Origin of the sequence: Rhizobium sp. BK196, assembly GCF_014193255.1 — a bacterium.
In the GTDB taxonomy this organism is placed as follows: Bacteria; Pseudomonadota; Alphaproteobacteria; order Rhizobiales; family Rhizobiaceae; genus Rhizobium.
This window is the reverse complement of record NZ_JACHZB010000002.1, coordinates 629,803-649,112: the sequence shown is the minus strand read 5'-3', so window position 1 is coordinate 649,112 and position 19,310 is coordinate 629,803. Positions and strand designations below refer to the sequence as shown.

General features: G+C 60.5%; 15 protein-coding genes. 10 read left to right on the top strand and 5 right to left on the bottom strand.

What is annotated here, in order from left to right; all coding sequences use genetic code 11:
• Nucleotide 1 precedes the first annotated feature (1 nt).
• Genes FHT78_RS09600 through FHT78_RS09580 form a run of 5 tightly spaced genes read left to right on the top strand, consistent with a single transcriptional unit; the run spans nt 2 to nt 6,037 of the window.
• Nucleotides 2-1,381 (top strand): amidohydrolase, encoded by a 1,380-nt coding sequence (locus FHT78_RS09600; RefSeq protein ID WP_183742891.1) that lies wholly within the window; start codon nt 2-4, stop codon nt 1,379-1,381.
• Nucleotides 1,382-1,404: 23 nt separating this feature from the next.
• Nucleotides 1,405-2,505, top strand: a complete 1,101-nt coding sequence (locus tag FHT78_RS09595; RefSeq protein ID WP_183742889.1) for a BMP family ABC transporter substrate-binding protein — start codon at nt 1,405-1,407, stop codon at nt 2,503-2,505.
• Nucleotides 2,506-2,508: 3 nt separating this feature from the next.
• Nucleotides 2,509-4,032: an ABC transporter ATP-binding protein gene (locus FHT78_RS09590; RefSeq protein WP_183742887.1), complete on the top strand. Its 1,524-nt coding sequence runs from the start codon at nt 2,509-2,511 to the stop codon at nt 4,030-4,032.
• A complete protein-coding gene (locus FHT78_RS09585; protein ID WP_183742886.1) occupies nt 4,029-5,129 on the top strand; it encodes an ABC transporter permease in 1,101 nt (366 codons plus the stop codon). The genes FHT78_RS09590 and FHT78_RS09585 overlap by 4 nt, the downstream gene beginning before the upstream one ends.
• Nucleotides 5,126-6,037 carry an ABC transporter permease gene (locus tag FHT78_RS09580; protein WP_183742885.1) on the top strand — a complete coding sequence of 304 codons (912 nt, stop codon included), beginning with the start codon at nt 5,126-5,128 and terminating at the stop codon, nt 6,035-6,037. The genes FHT78_RS09585 and FHT78_RS09580 overlap by 4 nt, the downstream gene beginning before the upstream one ends.
• A gap of 42 nt (nt 6,038-6,079) precedes the next feature.
• On the opposite strand, the gene FHT78_RS09575 is transcribed toward FHT78_RS09580, so the two are convergent.
• A complete protein-coding gene (locus FHT78_RS09575) occupies nt 6,080-6,994 on the bottom strand; it encodes a proline iminopeptidase-family hydrolase (protein ID WP_183742884.1) in 915 nt (304 codons plus the stop codon).
• A 53-nt stretch (nt 6,995-7,047) separates the two neighbouring features.
• Nucleotides 7,048-7,830, bottom strand: a complete 783-nt coding sequence (locus FHT78_RS09570; protein WP_183742883.1) for a LuxR family transcriptional regulator — start codon at nt 7,828-7,830, stop codon at nt 7,048-7,050.
• Between the two features lie 120 nt (nt 7,831-7,950).
• On the opposite strand from FHT78_RS09570, the gene FHT78_RS09565 reads away from it, so the two are divergent.
• The 5 genes from FHT78_RS09565 to FHT78_RS09545 are packed head-to-tail and all read left to right on the top strand — an operon-like array spanning nt 7,951 to nt 13,919.
• Nucleotides 7,951-8,841 (top strand): proline iminopeptidase-family hydrolase, encoded by an 891-nt coding sequence (locus FHT78_RS09565; RefSeq protein WP_183742882.1) that lies wholly within the window; start codon nt 7,951-7,953, stop codon nt 8,839-8,841.
• 51 nt (nt 8,842-8,892) lie between these two features.
• A complete protein-coding gene (locus FHT78_RS09560; RefSeq protein WP_183742881.1) occupies nt 8,893-9,831 on the top strand; it encodes an ABC transporter permease in 939 nt (312 codons plus the stop codon).
• Nucleotides 9,828-10,679 (top strand): ABC transporter permease, encoded by an 852-nt coding sequence (locus tag FHT78_RS09555; protein ID WP_183742879.1) that lies wholly within the window; start codon nt 9,828-9,830, stop codon nt 10,677-10,679. Before FHT78_RS09560 ends, FHT78_RS09555 begins: the two co-directional genes overlap by 4 nt.
• Nucleotides 10,676-12,385, top strand: coding sequence for an ABC transporter ATP-binding protein (locus tag FHT78_RS09550; protein ID WP_183742877.1), 1,710 nt, complete (start codon nt 10,676-10,678; stop codon nt 12,383-12,385). Before FHT78_RS09555 ends, FHT78_RS09550 begins: the two co-directional genes overlap by 4 nt.
• Nucleotides 12,386-12,404: 19 nt before the next feature.
• On the top strand, nt 12,405-13,919 hold the full coding sequence (locus tag FHT78_RS09545) for an ABC transporter substrate-binding protein (protein ID WP_183742875.1): 1,515 nt from the start codon (nt 12,405-12,407) through the stop codon (nt 13,917-13,919).
• 127 nt (nt 13,920-14,046) lie between these two features.
• Here the strand turns inward: FHT78_RS09545 and FHT78_RS09540 are convergent, their stop codons facing one another.
• The 3 genes from FHT78_RS09540 to FHT78_RS09530 all read right to left on the bottom strand — a co-directional run bounded on the left by FHT78_RS09540 (nt 14,047) and on the right by FHT78_RS09530 (nt 19,251).
• Entirely contained in the window at nt 14,047-14,577 is a 531-nt protein-coding gene (locus FHT78_RS09540; protein WP_183742873.1) for a winged helix DNA-binding protein, read from the bottom strand.
• A 24-nt stretch (nt 14,578-14,601) separates the two neighbouring features.
• Complete coding sequence (locus FHT78_RS09535) at nt 14,602-18,228, bottom strand: hydantoinase B/oxoprolinase family protein (RefSeq protein WP_183742871.1); 3,627 nt, start codon at nt 18,226-18,228, stop codon at nt 14,602-14,604.
• Nucleotides 18,229-18,456: 228 nt separating this feature from the next.
• Nucleotides 18,457-19,251: a transporter substrate-binding domain-containing protein gene (locus FHT78_RS09530; protein ID WP_183742869.1), complete on the bottom strand. Its 795-nt coding sequence runs from the start codon at nt 19,249-19,251 to the stop codon at nt 18,457-18,459.
• Nucleotides 19,252-19,310: the final 59 nt, after the last annotated feature.

Genomic DNA, 19,310 nt, shown 5'->3' with positions numbered 1-19,310 from the left:
GATGGCCGGCTACCTCCTGAAAAATTGCGCAGCCGTCGTCGTCAATGAGGGCAACGGACCAAGCGTGCGCCGGAACGTGGACGTGCTGACCGATGGTCCGGCGATCCAGGCAATTGGCACAAACCTGTCACAGGAGCCCCTGCCATCAGGCACGATCGTCCAGGATGCCGCCGGCTGGTTCGTTTATCCCGGCCTCGTCAACACGCATCACCATTTCTTTCAGTGCTTCGTGCGCAACCGGGCCGATCTCGACTGGACGAAACTGTCGGTGATCGAGTGGCTGGACCGCATCTACCCGATCTTCTCGCGGCTGAACGAGGATTGCTTCTACCATTCCTCGGTCACCGCCATGGCCGAGATGATCAAGCATGGCTGCACCACGGCTTTCGACCACCAATATTGCTTTCCTCGGCACGCCGGAAAGCGCCTGATCGACCGACAGTTCGAGGCGGCCGAGCTTCTCGGCATGCGTTTCCATGCAGGCCGCGGCGGCAATACGCTGCCGAAATCCGAGGGATCGACGATCCCGGATGCCATGCTGGAAACGACGGATGAATTCATAGCCGATTGCGCCCGGCTGATCGACAGCTACCACGATGCCGGTCCCTTCAGCATGCGGCAGGTGGTCGTTGCGCCCTGCCAGCCGGTCAATTGCTATCGTGAGACCTTCGTTGAATCCGTCGCACTTGCCCGTGATCGCGGCGTGTTTTTGCACACCCATGTCGGCGAAGGCGAAAGCCCTGTCATCGAGGCACGGCACGGCATGCGTACGGTCGATTACTGCACGGAACTCGGCTTTGCAGGTGCCGACACCTTCTATGCTCACTGCTGGGAACTGACGCATGACGAACTCCGCAAGATGGCGGCAAGCGGCACCGGCGTCTCCCATTGCCCGGAACCGGTCTACCTTGTCGGCGCTGAGGTGACGGATATTCCGGCCATGTCGGCCTTCGACCTGCGCGTCGGGCTTGGCTGCGACGGCGCTGCCTCGAACGACAATTCCAACCTCATGCACTGCATTCACTCCGCCTATATGCTGCAATGCCTGTCGGCATCGACACGCGCTCACCCTGTTCCGCCGCCGGCCGATTTCCTGGGTTACGCAACGACGGGCGGCGCAAGCCTGCTCGGACGCAGCGATATCGGCCGTTTGGCGCCGGGCATGGCCGCCGATCTCTTCGCGATCGATACGCGGCGGATGGATTATGTCGGCACGCGGCATGACCCGCTGAGCCTGATCGCCAAGGTCGGGATCGGCATGCCGACCGACCTCACCATGATCAATGGACGCATCGTCTGGCAGGCCGGTGTATTCACCGGCCTCGACGAAGCCAAGCTTTTCGCGGACGCCGAAGCGGCGCTCGCGACCGTCGAATTCTGAACAACCAAAAGAGGGGAACTGACATGTCCAACAATCTGACCCGCAGAACGTTGATGAAGAGCGCAGCCGCGGCCGGCCTTGCCACCGCTTTTGCCGGCCGCTCTGTACTTGCTGGCGACGAACCGCTCGGCATCGCTCTCGTCGTACCCTCGCCGATCGGCGATGTCGGCTGGGGTCATGCGCTTGCCGCCGGCATCGATCCGATCAAGGACGCCTATGGCGATAAGGTGAAAGTCACAGTTATCGAGAACATCGCCGAAGGTCCAGATGCCGACCGCATCATGAACAAGACGGTTGCCGACGGAAACCATTTCCTGATCGCCGGTTCCTTCGGCTATCAGAACGGTGCGCTGCAGATTGCCCGCCGCAATCCCAAGGTCACCGTCCTGCATGCTTCCGGCTTCCAGGTCGCGCCGAACTTCTCGCCCTTTGCCGCCAAATATTTCCAGGGCACCTATCTGCTCGGCATGGCGGCCGCCGCCGTCTCCAAAACTGGCAAGCTCGGCTCGGTGTCGGCCTTTGCCATTCCGGAACTCATCACCTCCATCAACGCGTTCACGCTCGGCGCGCAGTCCGTCAAGCCTGACATCGAAGTCTCCGTCGTCTGGGTCAATTCCTGGTTCGATCCGGCCAAGGAGCAGGAAGCCGCCAAGGCGCTGATCTCGCAGGGCTGCGACGTCATCTTCTCGAATGCCCAGGATACGCCCTCGGTGATCTCGGCCTGCGAAGAGGCCGGCATCTATGCCTTCAACCTGAACTCCTCGATGAAGAAATATGCCGAGAAGACCTATCTCGGCTGCGTCGCCACCGACTGGTCGCCCTTCTTCAAGGCTTCGGTCGATGCCCACCTCGCCGGCACCTTCAAGGGCGCCAACGCCTTCCTTGGCGTTGCCGACAAGGTAGTCGAGGTTGTCGACTGGAACCCGGCCATCCCAGCCGACACGATGAGCAAGATCAAGGAAATCGAGGCCAAGATCGCCAGCGGCAGCTTCTCGCCGTTTATAGGCCCAATCGCCAAGGCGGATGGCAGTGAAGGTGTCGCCTCCGGCACCACGCTGACGGATGCCCAGATCGTCGCGATGGATTGGCACGTCAAGGGTGTCAAGACGCCGTTGCCGAAATAAGCCATGGAAAGCCCGCTCCTGTCGCTACGCGGCATTTCCAAGAGCTACGGCCAGGTCCATGCCAACCAGCAGATCGACCTTGACGTCGCTCCCCGCTCGATCCATGCCATCCTCGGAGAAAACGGGGCCGGCAAATCGACTCTGATGAAGCTGATCTATGGCGTCGAGCAGCCGGACAGCGGAACCGTCGCCTGGAACGGGCACCCCCTCAGCCTTGCCTCTCCCGCAGAGGCAAGGCTCGCCGGCATCGGCATGGTCTTTCAGCATTTCTCGCTGTTCGAGAGCCTGACGGTGGTCGAGAACATCAGGCTTATCGTGGCCGGCAAGAAAGCCGAACTGGCGGAGCGCATCCGCGAGCTCGGGCACGAATTCGGCCTCGAAGTCGATCCGCTCGCTCATGTGCATTCGCTCTCCGTCGGCGAGCGGCAGCGGGTGGAAATTATCCGCTGCCTGATGACCGATCCGAAACTGTTGATCCTCGACGAACCGACATCGGTCCTGCCGCCGCAGGCTGTGGAGAAGCTGTTCGAGACCTTGCGCCGGCTGCGAGACGGCGGCGTTTCCATCCTCTTCATCTCCCACAAGCTGGAAGAGATCCAGTCGCTTTGCGACCGGGCGACGATCCTGCGCGGTGGACGCGTGACCGGCCACATCGATCCGCGCGAGCATGATGCCCATGACCTTGCCCGTATGATGATCGGCCGTGACATGCCGGAACCCATGCCAGCGTTGCCGCTTTCCGAGGGCGAGAAGCGACTGGAGCTGATCGGCCTCGATTACAGGCCGGATGATCCCTTCGCCGTGCCGCTCTCGCAAGTCAGCCTTAGCGTCCGCGCGGGCGAGATCCTCGGCATTGCCGGAATTTCGGGCAACGGCCAAAGCGAGCTTGCCGCACTGATCTCAGGCGAGACGATCCTGCCGCGCGAGCAGCGCGACCAAATCTTCATGATGGGCAAGGATGTCGGCATGCTCGACCCGGCGACCCGCCGGAAACTAGGATTTGCCTTCGTGCCGGAGGACCGGCTCGGTCGCGGTGCGGTCCCCGAAATGTCGCTCACGCTCAATAGTCTGCTGACGGCCCATCCTCTGAACCTCGTCAAAAACAGCTTACTCGACAAGGCGCAAGCAACCGCCTTCACCAACGCGTGCATTCGTGATTACGACGTGCGTACGCGCGGTCCCGAGGCCGAAGCCGGCTCCCTTTCCGGCGGCAATCTTCAGAAATTCATCGTCGGGCGCGAAATCATGCTGGCGCCGAAACTGCTCTTCCTTGCCCAGCCCACCTGGGGCGTCGATATCGGCGCAGCCTCAGCAATTCGCAAGCGGCTGATCACGCTGCGCAACGAAGGCATGGCGATCCTCGTCATTTCCGAGGAGTTGGAAGAACTGTTCGAACTCAGCGACTTCATCCAGGTCCTCCACCACGGCATGCTGAGCCCGCCGCTCGTCACGCGCGACACCAAACCCGAAGAGATCGGCCGATACATGATCGGCGCCCAGTCGCAGCGCGAGAAAGCGATCGCATGAGCAGACCTCTGTTTGCCGCCCTGCCAACCCTCGTGCGCCGGGAGCGCGCCTCGCTTGTCGCTACCCTGCTTGCCCCGCCCATCGCACTCGCTGTCACGATCATCCTCAATCTCGGCCTTTACGTCGTCATGGGACGTGATCCGGCTGCGGTCATCTATGCGATGCTGATCGAACCCTTCTTTTCCTGGGCATCCTTCTCCGAAGTCCTGCTGAAAACCGGGCCGCTGCTGCTGATCGCGCAAGGATTGGCGATCGGCTTCCGCGCCAAGGTCTTCAACATCGGCGCCGAAGGGCAATTCGTGCTCGGCGCGATCTTCGCCTCGGCTATCCCGATCTGGTGGCCTGATGCAGCGGGCCAGTGGATCTGGCCGGCAATGCTGCTGCTCGGCATGATCGGCGGCGCTCTCTGGGCATCGCTAACCGCCTTCTGGCGTGTCCGGCTCAACGCCAACGAAATCTTGGTCTCGCTGATGCTGAGCTTCGTTGCGGTGCAGCTTCTCAATTATCTACTGCTCGGCCCCTGGAAGGATCCGAATGGCTTCAACTTCCCGCAGTCGGTGATGTTTCAGTATGATGCGATGGTGCCGATCCTGATCGAGGGAACGCGCGTCAATGTCTCGTTGATCCTTGCCGTTCTTCTGTCGATTGCCGCGTGGATCTTCATGCAGAAGAGCTTCATCGGCTACAAATTGCAGGTTGGCGGATTGGCGCCACGTGCGGCGAGCTATGCCGGCTTCAAAGAGGGCTGGGCAATATGGCTGTCGCTGCTGATCGGTGGCGCAGCCGCCGGTCTTGCGGGCGCGGCCGAAGTCGCCGGCCCGCTCGGCCAGCTGCAGCGCTCGATCTCGACCGGTTATGGCTATGCCGCAATCATCGTCGCCTATCTCGGCGGGCTGCACCCGATCGGCATCGTCATATCGTCGGTCGTCATGGCGGCCCTCTACATTGGCGGCGACAATGCCATGGTCTCCGCCAACCTGCCGATCGCTGCCGTCCGCGTTTTCCAGGGCAGCCTGCTGCTCGCCTATCTGATCGCCGTCGCCTTCGTCCGCTACCGCCTTGCCTGGCGCTCTGCCGCCGTTCGGAGCCCATCATGAATGCTATCGAGTTCATCCTGGCCGGCATGCTGGCGGCCGCGACGCCCTTTTTGCTCGCAGCGCTTGGCGAGCTTGTGGTCGAGCGCGCGGGCGTGCTCAATCTCGGCGTCGAAGGGCTAATGGCGTTCGGCGCCGTCATTGCATTCATCGTCGTCTATCACGGCGGCGGCCACTTTCTTGCTTTTCTTGCAGCCGGCATCGGCGGCATCCTGCTCTCGCTTGTTTTTGCCGGGATCATTCTTGGCTTCAACGCAAACCAGGTCGCGACGGGGCTTGCTATCGGCATTTTCGGTCAGGGCCTGTCGGCGCTGTTCGGCAAGAGCTATGAGAGCCTCACCATCAAGGCGCTGCCGAAAATCGCTATTCCGGGCCTTTCCGACATTCCTGTCATTGGCGGATTGTTCATCCAGGATATCGTCGTTTGGCTTTCGCTTTTGGTGACACTCGCGATCTGGGCGACGTTTGCCTATAGCAAGATCGGTCTCGTCATTCGTGCCGTCGGCGAAAACCCAAAGGCTGCTCACGCCATCGGCTATTCCGTCATCGCCGTACGCTTCACCGCTGTCGCATTCGGCGGGATGATGGCCGGCTTTGCCGGCGCTTACGCGTCGACGATCTATACGCCGCTCTGGGCGGACGGCATGATCGCCGGCCGAGGCTGGATCGCTATTGCGCTCGTCGTCTTCGGAACCTGGCTAACGGGGCGGATATTCCTCGGAGCTTGCCTCTTCGGTGCCGTCTCGCTGATGGGGCTTGCAGCCCAGGCAACCGGGCTCGACGTGCCCTCGCAGCTTTTGTCTTGCCTGCCCTATCTCGTGACGATCATCGTGCTCGGCATCATCTCGGCAGATCGCCGCCTGCTGAAGCTCAACGGCGTCGCCTCGCTGGGTGAGCCATTCGAGCGGTAATGGAATGCGGCCTGCACTGACCGCGCAGGCCGCTGACTGCGTTCAATCATGCCTGGTGAGAAAGGCTGAGACGACGTCGAGGCAAAGATCCTTTTCCTCGACATGCGGCATGTGGCTGGAATTCTCGAAGAGCACCCACTCGCAACCCTTCACGTGATCGACATAGGGTTTGACGACGAGCGGGGTCGCCTCGTCATATTTGCCGGAGATCAAAAGCGTCGGCACCTGAATGAGCGGCAGGCGATCCTCGATCGTCCAGTCCTTCATGCTGCCGATCACGTGGAATTCGGTCGGGCCGTTCATGTTGCGGTAGACAGTATTGTCTTCGTCCATGATCGCAAAAGTGCGCGCAACTTCCGGCGGCCATGGGGAAACGCGACAGACATGCCGGTCGTAAAAGACGCGCGAGGCCGCAACATAGTCCGGATCGGTAATGGTGCCGGCATCCTCATGCCTCAGCAGCGTGTCCTGTACCTCCTTCGGCAGTTCTTCCCGCAGACGGTTCGCCTCCGCCACCCAAGTATGCATGTTGGCCGGCGAATTGGCGATGACGAGCGCCTTCAGGCCGTTCGGCTGGCGTACGGCATGTTCTGCGCCCAGCATGCCGCCCCAGGACTGGCCGAGAAAGGCGTAACGATCCTGAATGCCGAGATGCTTCAGCAGCGTATCGAGTTCGTCGAGAAAGAGCGCCGGCGTCCAAAAATCCGGTCCCTTCTCGGGTAGCCGGGTCGAGTTGCCGTTGCCGAGCTGATCGTAATGGATGACGGCGCGGTCATCGAGCTCGGAGATGCCCTTGAAGGAATCGACATAGTCATGCGTACAGCCGGGACCACCATGGGCGACGACGAGTGGCAGTTTTCTGGAATCAAGCGAACCGGTGATGCGATACCATGTCCGGTATTCGCGAAACGGCAGAAAGGCTTCCTTCGTCGGAACTGGGGCCACTGATATCTCCATCCTCTAGGGCAACGATGGGAACCATAGCGCGGCCGAAAAGGCGAAGGCAGCTATCAGAAGTTATAGGATGGGCGATCTTCCAGCAGCCGGTAATGGGTGGCACGCACCACCGCCTGCGTGCGGTTGCGGGCGCCAAGCTTCTTGGCGGCCGCATTGAGATGCATGACGACCGTTGGCACCGAACGATTGATGACGCGCGAAATTTCCTTGGCCGAAAGTCCCTCTGCCGAATGGCGCAGGCATTCCCGCTCCCGCTCCGTCAAACGGACCTTGCCGACCCGCAGCGCCTCGGCGTCAAAAAGCGAATAGGCGGCCTCGTGGAAGACATGGGCCAGCAGGTTGAAATCGGCGATATAACGCAGTGCATGGTGTTCGAAATCGCTGTCAACGCCGAAACGAATGCCGGTCACAGTCGCATAATCGCCGCGCGGCATATGGACGGGAACCGTCACGCCCGTCGACATGTCGCGCTCGTTAAGGAAACGCGTCACCGGCGCCGTGTCGTCGCTCATGAAGCGGTTGATCAGAGTGTCGGCGTCCCTGTCATAATTCCAGAAGAAGGGCGCCGAGGTGCGCAAGGCCACCTGTTGCACCGGATCGATGCGGAAATAGCCGCGGTCGAACCAGTATTCGCGCATATCTTCGGAGATATTGCGCAGCTTTAACAGTGACGGGATCATGATCCCTCCGTCGAGATCATAAGGCACTGGCGTATAGTCGTAGATCAAGGCTTCGAAGCCTATCCCCTTCATCGCCTCGAAGACCTGATCGATGCGCCCCTCAAGTGTCTGGTGTGCTGAGAATTGCCGTCTTATCGTGCCGATTTCGTCAAGCATGGCAGGCTCCGGTGGTTTCCCACCCTATCACTTCTTATAGCTGGCAAAGAACATAGTTTCGGATAAAAATTTAGCCATGCCCAATTATTGAGCAAGCGAAATCTTCTGCCGGAGCGGTGAATGTGGCGTGAAATCGAGCCTGAGGCGCGACATGAGATCGAAGTCGACGGTTACAGGGTGGTCACCTACAGTTTCGGGAGCGGCAGCGAGACCGTCTTCTGCCTGAATGGCGGCCCCGGCCTGCCCTGCGACTACCTGCGTGAGGCTCATTCCTGCCTCATCGATAAGGGTTATCGCGTGGTGGCTTTCGATCAGCTCGGCACCGGCGCCTCCGACCGTCCGACCGACCGATCACTCTGGACCATCGGCCGCTATGTCGAGGAGACCGAGACGGTGCGCAAGGCACTCGGACTCGGCAAGGTGCATATGCTCGGCCATTCATGGGGCGGTTGGCTGGCGATCGACTATGCGCTCACCTATCCGGAAAACCTGCAGACGCTGATCCTGGAAGACACCGTCGCTGACATGCCGCACCTGATTTCCGAGCTGGAACGGCTGCGGGCTGCCCTCGGGCCTGAGACGGTCGCGATGATGCAGAAGCACGAGGCGCAGGGTACCTACAATCATCCGGAATATCAGGCCGCGGTGACGATCCTGAATTACCGCCACGTCTGCCGACTGCCGGAATGGCCGGCGCCTGTACGCCGGTCGCTCGACGACTGGAACATGAGTCCCTACGAGACGATGCAGGGGCCGAACGAATTTCTCTATATCGGCAATCTGAAGGATTGGAACCGCATTCCCGACCTGGAGCGCGTGACGACGCCGGTGCTGATCACCACGGGCGAACATGACGAGCTGACGCCGTCCTGCGCGCTGCGCATGAAGCTTGCCTTGCCGAATGCCGAGCTCAAGGTCTTCGCCAATGCCAGCCACATGCCGTTCTACGAAAATCCGCAAGATTATTATCCTGCGCTGGTCGATTTTCTATCGCGACACAGGGCAAGCTGATGCAGGATCAGGTGATCGGAACCCGCCGGAGACAAGGGGGCGAGCGCCGCCATGCATCGCTATAAATTCATACTGATCCGGCCGATCCAGTTTCTGCCCGTCATCTTCGGTATCAGCATCATCACCTTCATTCTGGTGCGATTGATCCCCGGCGATCCCGCCCGCAATATTCTTGGCACGCGCGCGACACCGACGGCTCTTGCCAATATCCGCGCCCAGTACGGCCTCGATCAGCCGATGTGGCTGCAATACTTTTACTTTCTCAAGAACCTCGCGAATGGCGAAATGGGCAAGTCGATCCTCTACAAGATCGACGTATTTCCGCTGATCGCCACGCGCATCGAGCCGACGATCGCGCTGGTACTGACAAGCGTCATCCTGTCGATCCTGATCGCCGTGCCGATGTCGGCGATTGCCGCTCGCAACGCTGGCCGGGCGCCTGATCACGCAGTACGCGTCATCTCCACATTCGGGATCGGCTTTCCGCCTTTCTGGCTCGGCCTGATGCTGATTATTCTTTTCAGCGTCGAACTCGGCGTCCTGCCCGTCTCCGGCTACGGCACGACACTGGGCGACAAGCTCTCCCATCTCATCTTGCCGGCGCTGACCGTTGCATTGTCACTCTCGACGGTGCTGACCCGCAGTCTGCGCTCCGCGATGATCGAATCCCTGAAATCGGATGTAGCGACAGCCGCGCGCGCTCGCGGCATGCCCGAGAGTATCGTCTTCTGGCGGCACGTCCTGCCGAATTCGCTGGTACCGACAATCAATCTTCTGGCCGTCAACATTGGCTGGCTAATCGGCGGCACTGTCGTCGTGGAAAGCGTTTTTGCCCTACCCGGCATGGGCCAGTTGCTGGTGCGCGCCATCTTCTCGCGCGATTACATGGTGGTCCAGGGCGTCGCCATGACATTCGCCTGCGCCACCGTGCTCGTCAATTTCATTGCCGATATCGTCACCGTCGCCGTCGACCCGAGGGTGAAGCTGTGAGCGTCGAGGCCCTTGCCCCCTCCGCAGCCGCCTGGCGCCGTTTCATCGGCCGCCGGCTGACACTCGTCCTTGGCGCCGGCATACTGTTGTTCTTTCTGCTTCTGGCAATTGCCGCCCCCTTAGTCTCTCCCTACGATCCGATCCTGCAGAATGCCGACGTGCGGCTGCAGGCGCCGTCACTTACCCATCTCTTCGGCACGGATAATTTCGGCCGTGACATCCTGTCTCGCGTTATCTGGGGCGCCCGCATCGATCTGCAGATTGCCGTCATCGGTGTGATCTTCCCGTTCCTGATTGGCACGACAGTCGGCACCATCGCCGGCTTCTTCGGCGGCATCGTCGATGCGGTTTTCATGCGCCTCGTCGATATCATCCTCGCCTTTCCGTTTCTCGTGCTGATGCTGTCGATCATCGCCATTCTCGGGCCGGGCCTCAGCAGCTTCTATATCGCCATGGCGCTGGTCGGCTGGGTTTCCTATGCGCGCCTCATCCGCGCCCAGATGCTGGTTCTGAAAAGCAGCGACTATGCAGTTGCCGCCGTCAGCCTCGGCTTCAGCCGTTTCAGGATCATGTTCCGCCACCTTCTGCCGAATGCCATTGCAGGCTCCATCGTCTTTTCCATGTCGGATGCCACGCTGGTGCTGCTCAGCGGCGCAGCGGTCAGCTATCTCGGCCTCGGCGTACAGCCGCCGCTCGCCGAATGGGGTGTCATGGTCGCCGAAGGCCAGAGCTTCATCACCACGGCCTGGTGGATTACGCTTTTCCCCGGCCTGTCCATCGTCTGCCTCGCCTTCGGTTTCAGCATGCTGGGTGATGCGCTCGGCGAACTTCTCGGAGTTCACGAATGAGCGCTTCGGTCCTTTCCGTCCGCGACTTGACGGTCAAGGTTCATCTCGATGGCGGCGTGCGAACGCTGATCGACCATGTTTCCCTTGATCTCGCCAAGGGCGAAATCCTCGGCCTCGTCGGCGAAAGCGGCTCGGGCAAGAGCCTGCTCTGCCGCTCACTCGTCCGGCTGCTGCCCTCCTCTCTGATCAAGATCGAGGGCGGGACCGTCCTGCTCGAGGGGCGCGATCTGACGACGGCAAGCGATGCCGAGATGCTTGAAGTGCGCGGCGGCGAGATCGGCATGATCTTCCAGAACCCGACGAGCCATCTCGATCCGGTCATGCGCATCGGCGACCAGATTTCCGAGGGCATCCGCTATCATCAGGGGCTTAGAGCCAAGGAAGCGCGGGCGGCGGCTATCGAGATCCTGACGCAGGTAGGCTTTCCCGATCCCGTTCGCCAATATGACAGCTACCCGCACGAGTTTTCCGGCGGCATGCGCCAGCGCGCCATGATCGGCGTGGCGCTCTCATGCAACCCGAAGATCCTGATCGCCGACGAGCCGACGACCGCGCTCGACGTGACGATCCAGGCGCAGATCCTGAAACTCTTGCTGGAGATCCGAGAAAAGCGTGGCCTATCGATCATCCTCATCACCCACGATCTCGGCATCGTCGCCCAGACCTGCGACCGCATCGCCGTCATGCGCAATGGCAAGCTGCTTGAACAGGGGCCGAAACGGACGATCCTCTCCCGGCCGCAGGACGCCTACACGATCAATCTGATCAACAGCCATCCCTCCATGCCGGACGAGGCGCCAATGCCGGAGCCGCTGCTCGCGTCTTCGGCAGCATCGACCAAGCCGCTTCTTGAGATCGACGACCTGCATGTGCGTTTCAAGGTTGGCGGCAGCCTGTTCAAGAGCAGTGCCAAGACGGTAAGCGCCGTTTCCGGTGTCAGCCTGCAGGTCATGCCGGGCGAAACCATCGGCATCGTCGGCGAATCCGGCAGCGGCAAGAGCACACTCGCACGCGCCGTGCTGGGGCTGACGCCGATCTCCTCAGGCCATGTGTCCTTCGGAGGGATCGATCTTGCTCAGCAGCGGGCCGCCGGACTCGCAAAGCTGCGGCGTGAGACAGCCATGGTCTTTCAGGACCCTTATAACGCACTCAATCCGCGCCTCACGATCGGGCAGATGCTTGCCGAGGTGCTGAAGGTGCAGGGCAAGGTGCCGGCATCGGCCATTCCGGAGAGGATCGGCGAATTACTCGATCTTGTCGGGCTTGAGCGGGAGTTTGCAAATCGCAAACCCCGCAGCATGAGCGGTGGTCAGTGCCAGCGCGCCGGGATTGCCCGGGCGCTCGCTGTCGATCCGAAGCTCATCATTGCTGACGAATGTGTTGCGGCCCTCGACGTCACGATCCAGGCACAGATCATCGCGCTTTTCCGCGAACTAACCGCAAGAATGAACCTGACGCTGATGTTTATCGCCCATGACCTGGCGATCGTGCGCAATCTCTGCGAACGCGTGGTCGTCATGTATCGTGGAGAGATCGTCGAAGAAGGCCTCTCGGAAGAGGTCTTTGCGCGGCCGAAACATCCCTATACCGCGGCGCTGATCGCCGCCATTCCCGATATCGATCCGGACAAGCCGCTTCTGAGCAGCGCCAGCTTGGAAGACGAGCTGCAATCGATGCCGGCACTACCCGTCAAACGCATGCCATAACAACGAAGGGAACGAACGCATGATCACCAGATGGAAATCAATCGGGCTTGCAGCGCTTCTTGCGGGCCTGACGCTCAGTGCATCCTATGCCGAAGCCGCCGGTGTGCTCACCATCGGCCGTCGCGAGGATTCGACGACATTCGACCCGATCAAAACGGCGCAGAACATCGACAACTGGGTCTTCTCCAACGTCTATGACGTGCTGATCCGCGTCGACAAGACCGGCACCAAGCTGGAGCCCGGCCTGGCCGAGAGCTGGACGGCGTCCGACGACGGACTGACCTATGTCTTCAAGATCCGTGATGCGAAATTCTCCGACGGCTCGCCGCTGACGGCGGAAGACGCGGCCTTCAGCCTGCTGCGTATCCGCGATGACGCAGGCTCGCTCTGGAGCGATTCCTATAAGGTCATCGACACGGCTGTAGCTACCGATCCGCATACGCTGACGATCAAGCTCAAGAACCCTTCCGCGCCCTTCCTGTCGACGCTGGCACTGCCCAATGCCTCCGTCATTTCCAAGGCTGGCATCGAATCCATGGGTGCTGAAGCCTATGGCGAAAAGCCGATCGCATCGGGTGCTTTCATCGTCGACGAATGGCGTCGCGGCGACCGCGTCATCCTGAAGAAGAACCCGAATTTCTGGCAGGCCGACCGCGTGAAGCTCGATGGCGTCGAATGGATCTCGGTGCCCGACGACAATACACGCATGCTGAACGTGCAGGCAGGCCAGCTCGACGCCGCCATCTTCGTGCCCTTCTCACGCGTCGAGGAGCTGAAGAAGGATGCCGGCCTGAACGTGCTGATCGACCCGTCGACGCGTGAAGATCATCTGCTGATCAACCATGCGCATGGTGATCTCGGCAAGAAGGAAGTCCGTCAGGCGCTCGATCTCGCAATCGACAAGAAGGCGATTGTCGAAGCAGTCACCTTCGGCCAGGGCACGATCGCCAATTCCTATATTCCGAAGGGCGCGCTCTACTATTACGCCGACAACCTACAGCGTCCTTATGATCCCGATAAGGCCAAGAAGCTGCTCGCCGATGCTGGCGTTTCCAACCTGACGCTGAACTACCTGATCCGCGCCGGCGACGAGGTGGACGAGCAGACCGCCGTACTGGTGCAGCAGCAGCTCGCCAAGGCCGGCATCACCGCCAACCTGCAAAAGGTCGACCCCAGCCAGGAATGGGACATGACGGTTGCCGGCGATTACGACATCTCGGTCAACTATTGGACCAACGACATTCTCGACCCGGACCAGAAGACGACCTTCGTGCTCGGTCACGATTCCAACAACAACTACCTGACCAACTACAAGAACGAAGCGGTGAAGGAACTGGTCGCCAAGGCCCGCCTGGAACTCGATCCCAAGAAGCGCGAGCAGATGTATATCGACTTGCAGAAGATGGCGAAGGACGACGTCAACTGGATCGATCTCTACTATAGCCCCTATATCAATGTGGCGCGCAAGAACATCGACAACTTCTACCAGAACCCGCTCGGCCGCTTCTTCCTGGAAGATACGGTCAAGAACTGAGCCCGAATCTCGCTATCGTACTCCGCCCTTGAAAGGGCGGAGTACGCTTCTGACGAGAGATCGGAACCGACGGACGCCGGTTAGAGAGCCGAGAGAAAGGCGGCGTCTCTGCTTTCGGCGGTTTCGATCATAAGGTCGCCGCTGATCTCGCCGCCTGCTCGTAATAGCCCGAGAGCGCTCTCAGGTGGGAGGCGATACCGGACAAATCCTCCTGCGATAGTCCTGACACTTTCGTCGCCTCGACCAGAAGCCGCTCGCGGATTTCCGAATAACGCGTCAGCGCCTCCAGGCCTTTGTCGGTGACCTGGATGACTTTTTCCTTGCCGGATTTTCCGGTTTTGACAAGGCCGGCCGCATCAAGCTTTTTTACCGCGTAGTTGGCGACATGCGTGTCTTCGATATCGAGCACGAGGCAGAGGTCGGACAATGTTTTCGGCCGGTCGCGATGGCGAACCGAGTGAATGATGAGGATCTCGACCGGCGACAGGCTCGGCACCCCGGCGGCAGCCATACAGCGCACCATCCAGCGATTAAACGCGTGAGAAAAGAGGACCGATCCGTATTCGAGCTCCGAAAGAGCCGGCGAGTTGCCGAGCGCCAGATGAGCCGACGAGACGATCAGATCGCGGGGCGCCTTTTGATCTTTCGATTTTTCCATTGAACGCACTTTCATCCCAATTGCTCAGGCATCTCTCGGTCCGTACCCGCCACCTGTTGGCGTCACGACCGTAAAGGCTTCGCCAGCTTCCAACACCGTGTGGGCAGCACCGATCAGTTCATCGATCGTACCGTCGTTTCGGCGAACGTAGTTGCGGCCGGTCTGTCCATCTTCGCCGCCGTTCAGCCCGAAGGGTGCGACGCGGCGATGGCCGGAGAGAACGGCAAATTCCAGTTTCTCAAGTGTGCGGATCGTCCGCTGCGTGCCGTTGCCGGCATGCCATTGACCGCGGCCACCGGAATTCGGCCGGATATGGAAATCCTCGAGCACAACGGGGAAACGGCTCTCCAGGATTTCCGGATCGGTGAGGCGTGAATTGGTCATATGCGTGTGCACGGCATCCGCACCGTTGAAGCCCGGGCCTGCCGGCGCGCCGGAGCAGATGGTTTCGTAATACTGGTACTTGTCGTTGCCGAAGGTCAGGTTGTTCATCGTGCCCTGGGCCGCGGCCATAGCGCCGACAGCACCGATCAGGCAATTGGTAACGGCCTGGCTGACTTCGACATTGCCGGCAACGACAGCTGCCGGATAGGCGGGCGTCAGCATGGTGCCGTCGGGAATGACGATGCGGATCGGCCGCAGGCAGCCGGCATTCATCGGAATATCCGCCTCGACCAGCACGCGGAAGACATAGAGCACGGCAGCGCGCGTGACCGGCGCCGGCGCATTGAAATTGTCGGGACGCTGCGCTGACGTGCCAGTAAAATCGACCGTCGCCTCGCGTTTTTCCCGATCGATGGAAATCTTGACGACGATCTTGCAGCCTTGATCCATCTCATAGGAAAATTCGCCGTCCGGCAGGCGGTCGAGTACGCGGCGGACACTTTCGGCGGCATTGTCCTGCACATGGCCCATATAGGCATCGACAACATCCTCCCCGAAAAGCGCGATCATCTTCTTCAGTTCCGCCACGCCCTTTTCATTGGCGGCAACCTGCGCCTTCAGGTCGTTGACGTTTTGCGCCAGCGTGCGCACCGGATAACGCGCACCAGTCAAAAGATCGGCAAGGGCATCCTCACGGAATTTGCCGCGATCGAGTAGCTTGAAATTGTCGATATAGACGCCTTCCTCCTCGATATGCGTCGCAAGCGGCGACATGGAGCCCGGCGAGATACCGCCGATATCGGCATGGTGACCGCGGCTCGCCACCCAGAAGCGGATGCGCGTGCCCACATCGTCGAAGACGGGCGTGCAGACGGTCAGGTCAGGCAGATGCGTGCCGCCATTATACGGCGCATTGATCAGGAAGACATCGCCCGGATGAATGACCGGATTTTCGCGGATGGCAGTCGCGACAGACGCGTCCATGGAGCCGAGATGAACAGGCATATGCGGCGCGTTGGCGACGAGATTGCCGTCCGCATCGAAGACAGCGCAGGAGAAATCGAGCCGTTCCTTGATGTTGACGGAATAGGCCGTGTTCTGCAGTGTCACGCCCATCTGCTCGGCAATCGACATGAAGAGATTGTTGAAGATCTCCAGCATGACAGGATCAGCCTTGGTGCCGATCGCCGTGCGCTCCGGCAGGGCCTTGATGCGGGTCAGCACGATGTGATCTCGCGTCGTCAGCTTGGCCTGCCAGCCATCTTCCACGACGATAGTCTGGTTCGGCTCGATGATGATGGCCGGCCCCGTCACGGTCTGGCCGGGAAGGATACGATCGCGCACCACGACCGCCGCATCATGGCTTTCGCCCTGCGAATGAAACAGGGTCCGCCGGACGGGCGAAGCCTCGCCCTCACCCACTTCGCCGCGATCGATGTGGATTTCGGCAGCCGCGCCGCCGATGCATTCGACCTCGACGGCTTCCACGACCAGCGGCTTGTCTTCGGCGACGAAGCCGAAGCGGCGCTTGTGCAGCACCTCGAATTCCCTGCGAAGGCGCGCCGGATCATCATCCTGCGGGAACAGCGCCTCTACGGCGAGCAGCGTATCGGTGCCGGCATAACGAATATGAGCGCGCAGCACCGTCTTGATCTTGTCGGTCTCGACGCCCTGCGCCACCAGCTCCGGCCGACACTCGCCCTGCAGCTCCCTACCAAGCGTAGCAATCGCAGCAGGCGCATCCGTGTTCAGCGGCACGCCGAGCGCCTTTTGGCGGGTGGAGCGAATATCGGCAAGGCCCATACCATAGGCAGACAGCAGGCCGGACATCGGATGAAGGAGAATGCTCTTCATGCCGAGCGCATCGGCAACCAGGCAGGCATGCTGGCCGCCGGCGCCGCCGAAGCAGTTGAGCGCATAACGCGTCACGTCATAACCGCGCTGGACGGAAATCTTCTTGATCGCCTCGACCATATTGGCGACGGCGATGCGGATGAAACCGTCAGCCACCTCTTCCGGGCTGCGCCCGTCACCGATCTCAGTCGCGAGTTCGGCGAATTTCCGCCGCACCGTCTCGACATGGAGCGGCTGATCCTGGTTCGGGCCGAAGATCGCCGGGAAGAAATCCGGCAGCAGCTTGCCGGCCATCACATTGGCATCGGTCACCGCAAGCGGCCCGCCATTGCGATAGCAGGCAGGACCTGGATAAGCCCCAGCGGAATCGGGCCCGACACGGAAACGGCCGCTCTCGAAATGCAGGATGGAGCCCCCACCGGCAGCCACCGTATGGATCAGCATCATCGGCGCACGAACGCGCACGCCCGCCACTTCCGTTTCGAAAGCACGCTCATATTCGCCGTCGAAATGCGCGACGTCAGTCGAGGTGCCGCCCATGTCGAAGCCGATCACGTGGCCGAAACCGGCCTGCTCGCCGGTCTTGGCAAGACCAACAACACCGCCGGCCGGGCCGGACAGAATAGCGTCCTTGCCCTGAAACATGTCGGCCGCCGTCAGACCGCCAGAGGACATCATGAACATGACGCGCGCGCCGGTGCGCGCTACATCGAGCTCATCCGAAACCTGGTCCACATAGCGACCGAGGACCGGCGAAAGATAGGCATCGACAACGGTCGTATCGCCGCGGCCGACCAGCTTGATCAGCGGCGAGACCTCGTGGCTGACGGAAACCTGCTCGAAACCGATGGCGCGGGCAATGCGCGCCGCTGCCGCCTCATGCTCCGAGTATTTATAGGCATGCATGAAAACGATGGCGACAGCGCGGTAGCCCTTTGCGCGCAGATCGCGCAGCGCCACTTCCGTCGATGCTTCATCGAGATGAAGCTCGACCGTACCGTCAGCCAGTACGCGTTCGTCGAGCTCGACCACATCCTGATAAAGCGCTTCCGGCTTGATGATCTCGGTCGCAAAAATCTTCTTGCGTTCCTGGTAGCCGATGCGCAGAGCATCCCGGAAACCTTTCGTCGTCACCAGCGCCAGCCGTTCGCCCTTGCGCTCCAAAAGCGCATTGGTCGCGACGGTGGTGCCCATGCGCACCTCGCCGATCAATCCGGCCGGGATAGCTTCACCAGCTCTCAGACCGAGATGCAGACGGATCCCGTGGACAGCGGCATCACGATAGGCTGCCGGATTTTCAGACAGCACCTTTCGTGCGTGCAGGGCACCGGACGGGTCGCGTCCGACGATATCCGTGAAGGTGCCTCCACGATCGATCCAGAAATCCCAGCTACCAGCCGCAATGCCCGACAAAATCGCCTCCACCGTTCGTTTTCGACATCACTAAGAAATTATCGATAAATCGTCAACGTTTTATAGAAGACACAAACGCCGAGGGATATCGATGGGTGAAAAACGTAGGACCGGCCAGACATTCAGGCGCACGGAATCGAACGCCGCGACCCAAGGCCGCGGCGACAAGATTGGAATGATTAACGGATTCTTGAAGGCCAGCCCTCAAACCCCGCCCTTCCCGCTTGATCAACGCGAGGTCAGATCGTCGGGCAGTTCGGCATTGTGGTACTTACGGTAGATGTCGCGCAACACCTTGTTGTCGAAATTAGTTTTCACCCACTGGTCGAGCCAGGTCTTGAGGCCGGTTTCACCCTTTGGAATGCCGATGCCGAGGTTGGTTTCCTTCTGCGTGAATTTCACCTGCAGCGGGTGATCGGCCATCTTCTTGTTGATGCCGTTGATGACGGCCGACTGGCTGGAAACGGTATCAACCTGCCCTGACACGACCGAGGTGATCAGTGTTGCGTCATCCTCGAAGCGGACGATATTGGCACCCTTCGCGTTGGCAGTGATGTCCTGATCATTGGTCGTGGCGCGGGTCACACCGATGCGCTTGCCGTCGAGATCGGCATAGCCCTTGATCTCGATGCTCGGCTGAGAAGCAACGACGAGCGCGAGCGTCGCATAGGGAACGGAATAATCGATCGCCTTTTTGCGCTCTTCGGTGATGCCGAGCGAGGAGACGACCATGTCGGCCTTGCCGGTCTGGACAGAGGGAACGCGGGCGGCATTGGTGATTTCCACCAGTTCGAGCTGGACGCCAAGATCCTTGGCGATCAACTTGGCCGTTTCAATATCGGAACCCGACGGCTGCAGGTTTTCATCAACGAAGGAATATTCCGGAATGCCCATTGCGACCGCGATGCGCACCTTGCCGGCCTTCTTGATATTGTCGAGCACGTCGGCATGGGCAACGCTTGCCACCGCCAGCAGGCTCGCGCCCGCCAACAGTGCCAGTTTCGAAATCATTGTCTTCGGCATACTCCAAGTCTCCTCTACCTGATTGCCTCTGCCCGCTCTCTGTCGGGCCTCCTCTCAAA

Coding starts and splice junctions, on each gene's coding strand:
- FHT78_RS09600 (WP_183742891.1), top strand. CDS start 2: ATGGCCGGCTACCTCCTGAAAAATTGCGCAGCCGTCGTCGTCAATGAG.
- FHT78_RS09595 (WP_183742889.1), top strand. CDS start 1,405: ATGTCCAACAATCTGACCCGCAGAACGTTGATGAAGAGCGCAGCCGCG.
- FHT78_RS09590 (WP_183742887.1), top strand. CDS start 2,509: ATGGAAAGCCCGCTCCTGTCGCTACGCGGCATTTCCAAGAGCTACGGC.
- FHT78_RS09585 (WP_183742886.1), top strand. CDS start 4,029: ATGAGCAGACCTCTGTTTGCCGCCCTGCCAACCCTCGTGCGCCGGGAG.
- FHT78_RS09580 (WP_183742885.1), top strand. CDS start 5,126: ATGAATGCTATCGAGTTCATCCTGGCCGGCATGCTGGCGGCCGCGACG.
- FHT78_RS09575 (WP_183742884.1), bottom strand. CDS start 6,994: ATGGAGATATCAGTGGCCCCAGTTCCGACGAAGGAAGCCTTTCTGCCG.
- FHT78_RS09570 (WP_183742883.1), bottom strand. CDS start 7,830: ATGCTTGACGAAATCGGCACGATAAGACGGCAATTCTCAGCACACCAG.
- FHT78_RS09565 (WP_183742882.1), top strand. CDS start 7,951: ATGTGGCGTGAAATCGAGCCTGAGGCGCGACATGAGATCGAAGTCGAC.
- FHT78_RS09560 (WP_183742881.1), top strand. CDS start 8,893: ATGCATCGCTATAAATTCATACTGATCCGGCCGATCCAGTTTCTGCCC.
- FHT78_RS09550 (WP_183742877.1), top strand. CDS start 10,676: ATGAGCGCTTCGGTCCTTTCCGTCCGCGACTTGACGGTCAAGGTTCAT.
- FHT78_RS09545 (WP_183742875.1), top strand. CDS start 12,405: ATGATCACCAGATGGAAATCAATCGGGCTTGCAGCGCTTCTTGCGGGC.
- FHT78_RS09540 (WP_183742873.1), bottom strand. CDS start 14,577: ATGGAAAAATCGAAAGATCAAAAGGCGCCCCGCGATCTGATCGTCTCG.
- FHT78_RS09530 (WP_183742869.1), bottom strand. CDS start 19,251: ATGCCGAAGACAATGATTTCGAAACTGGCACTGTTGGCGGGCGCGAGC.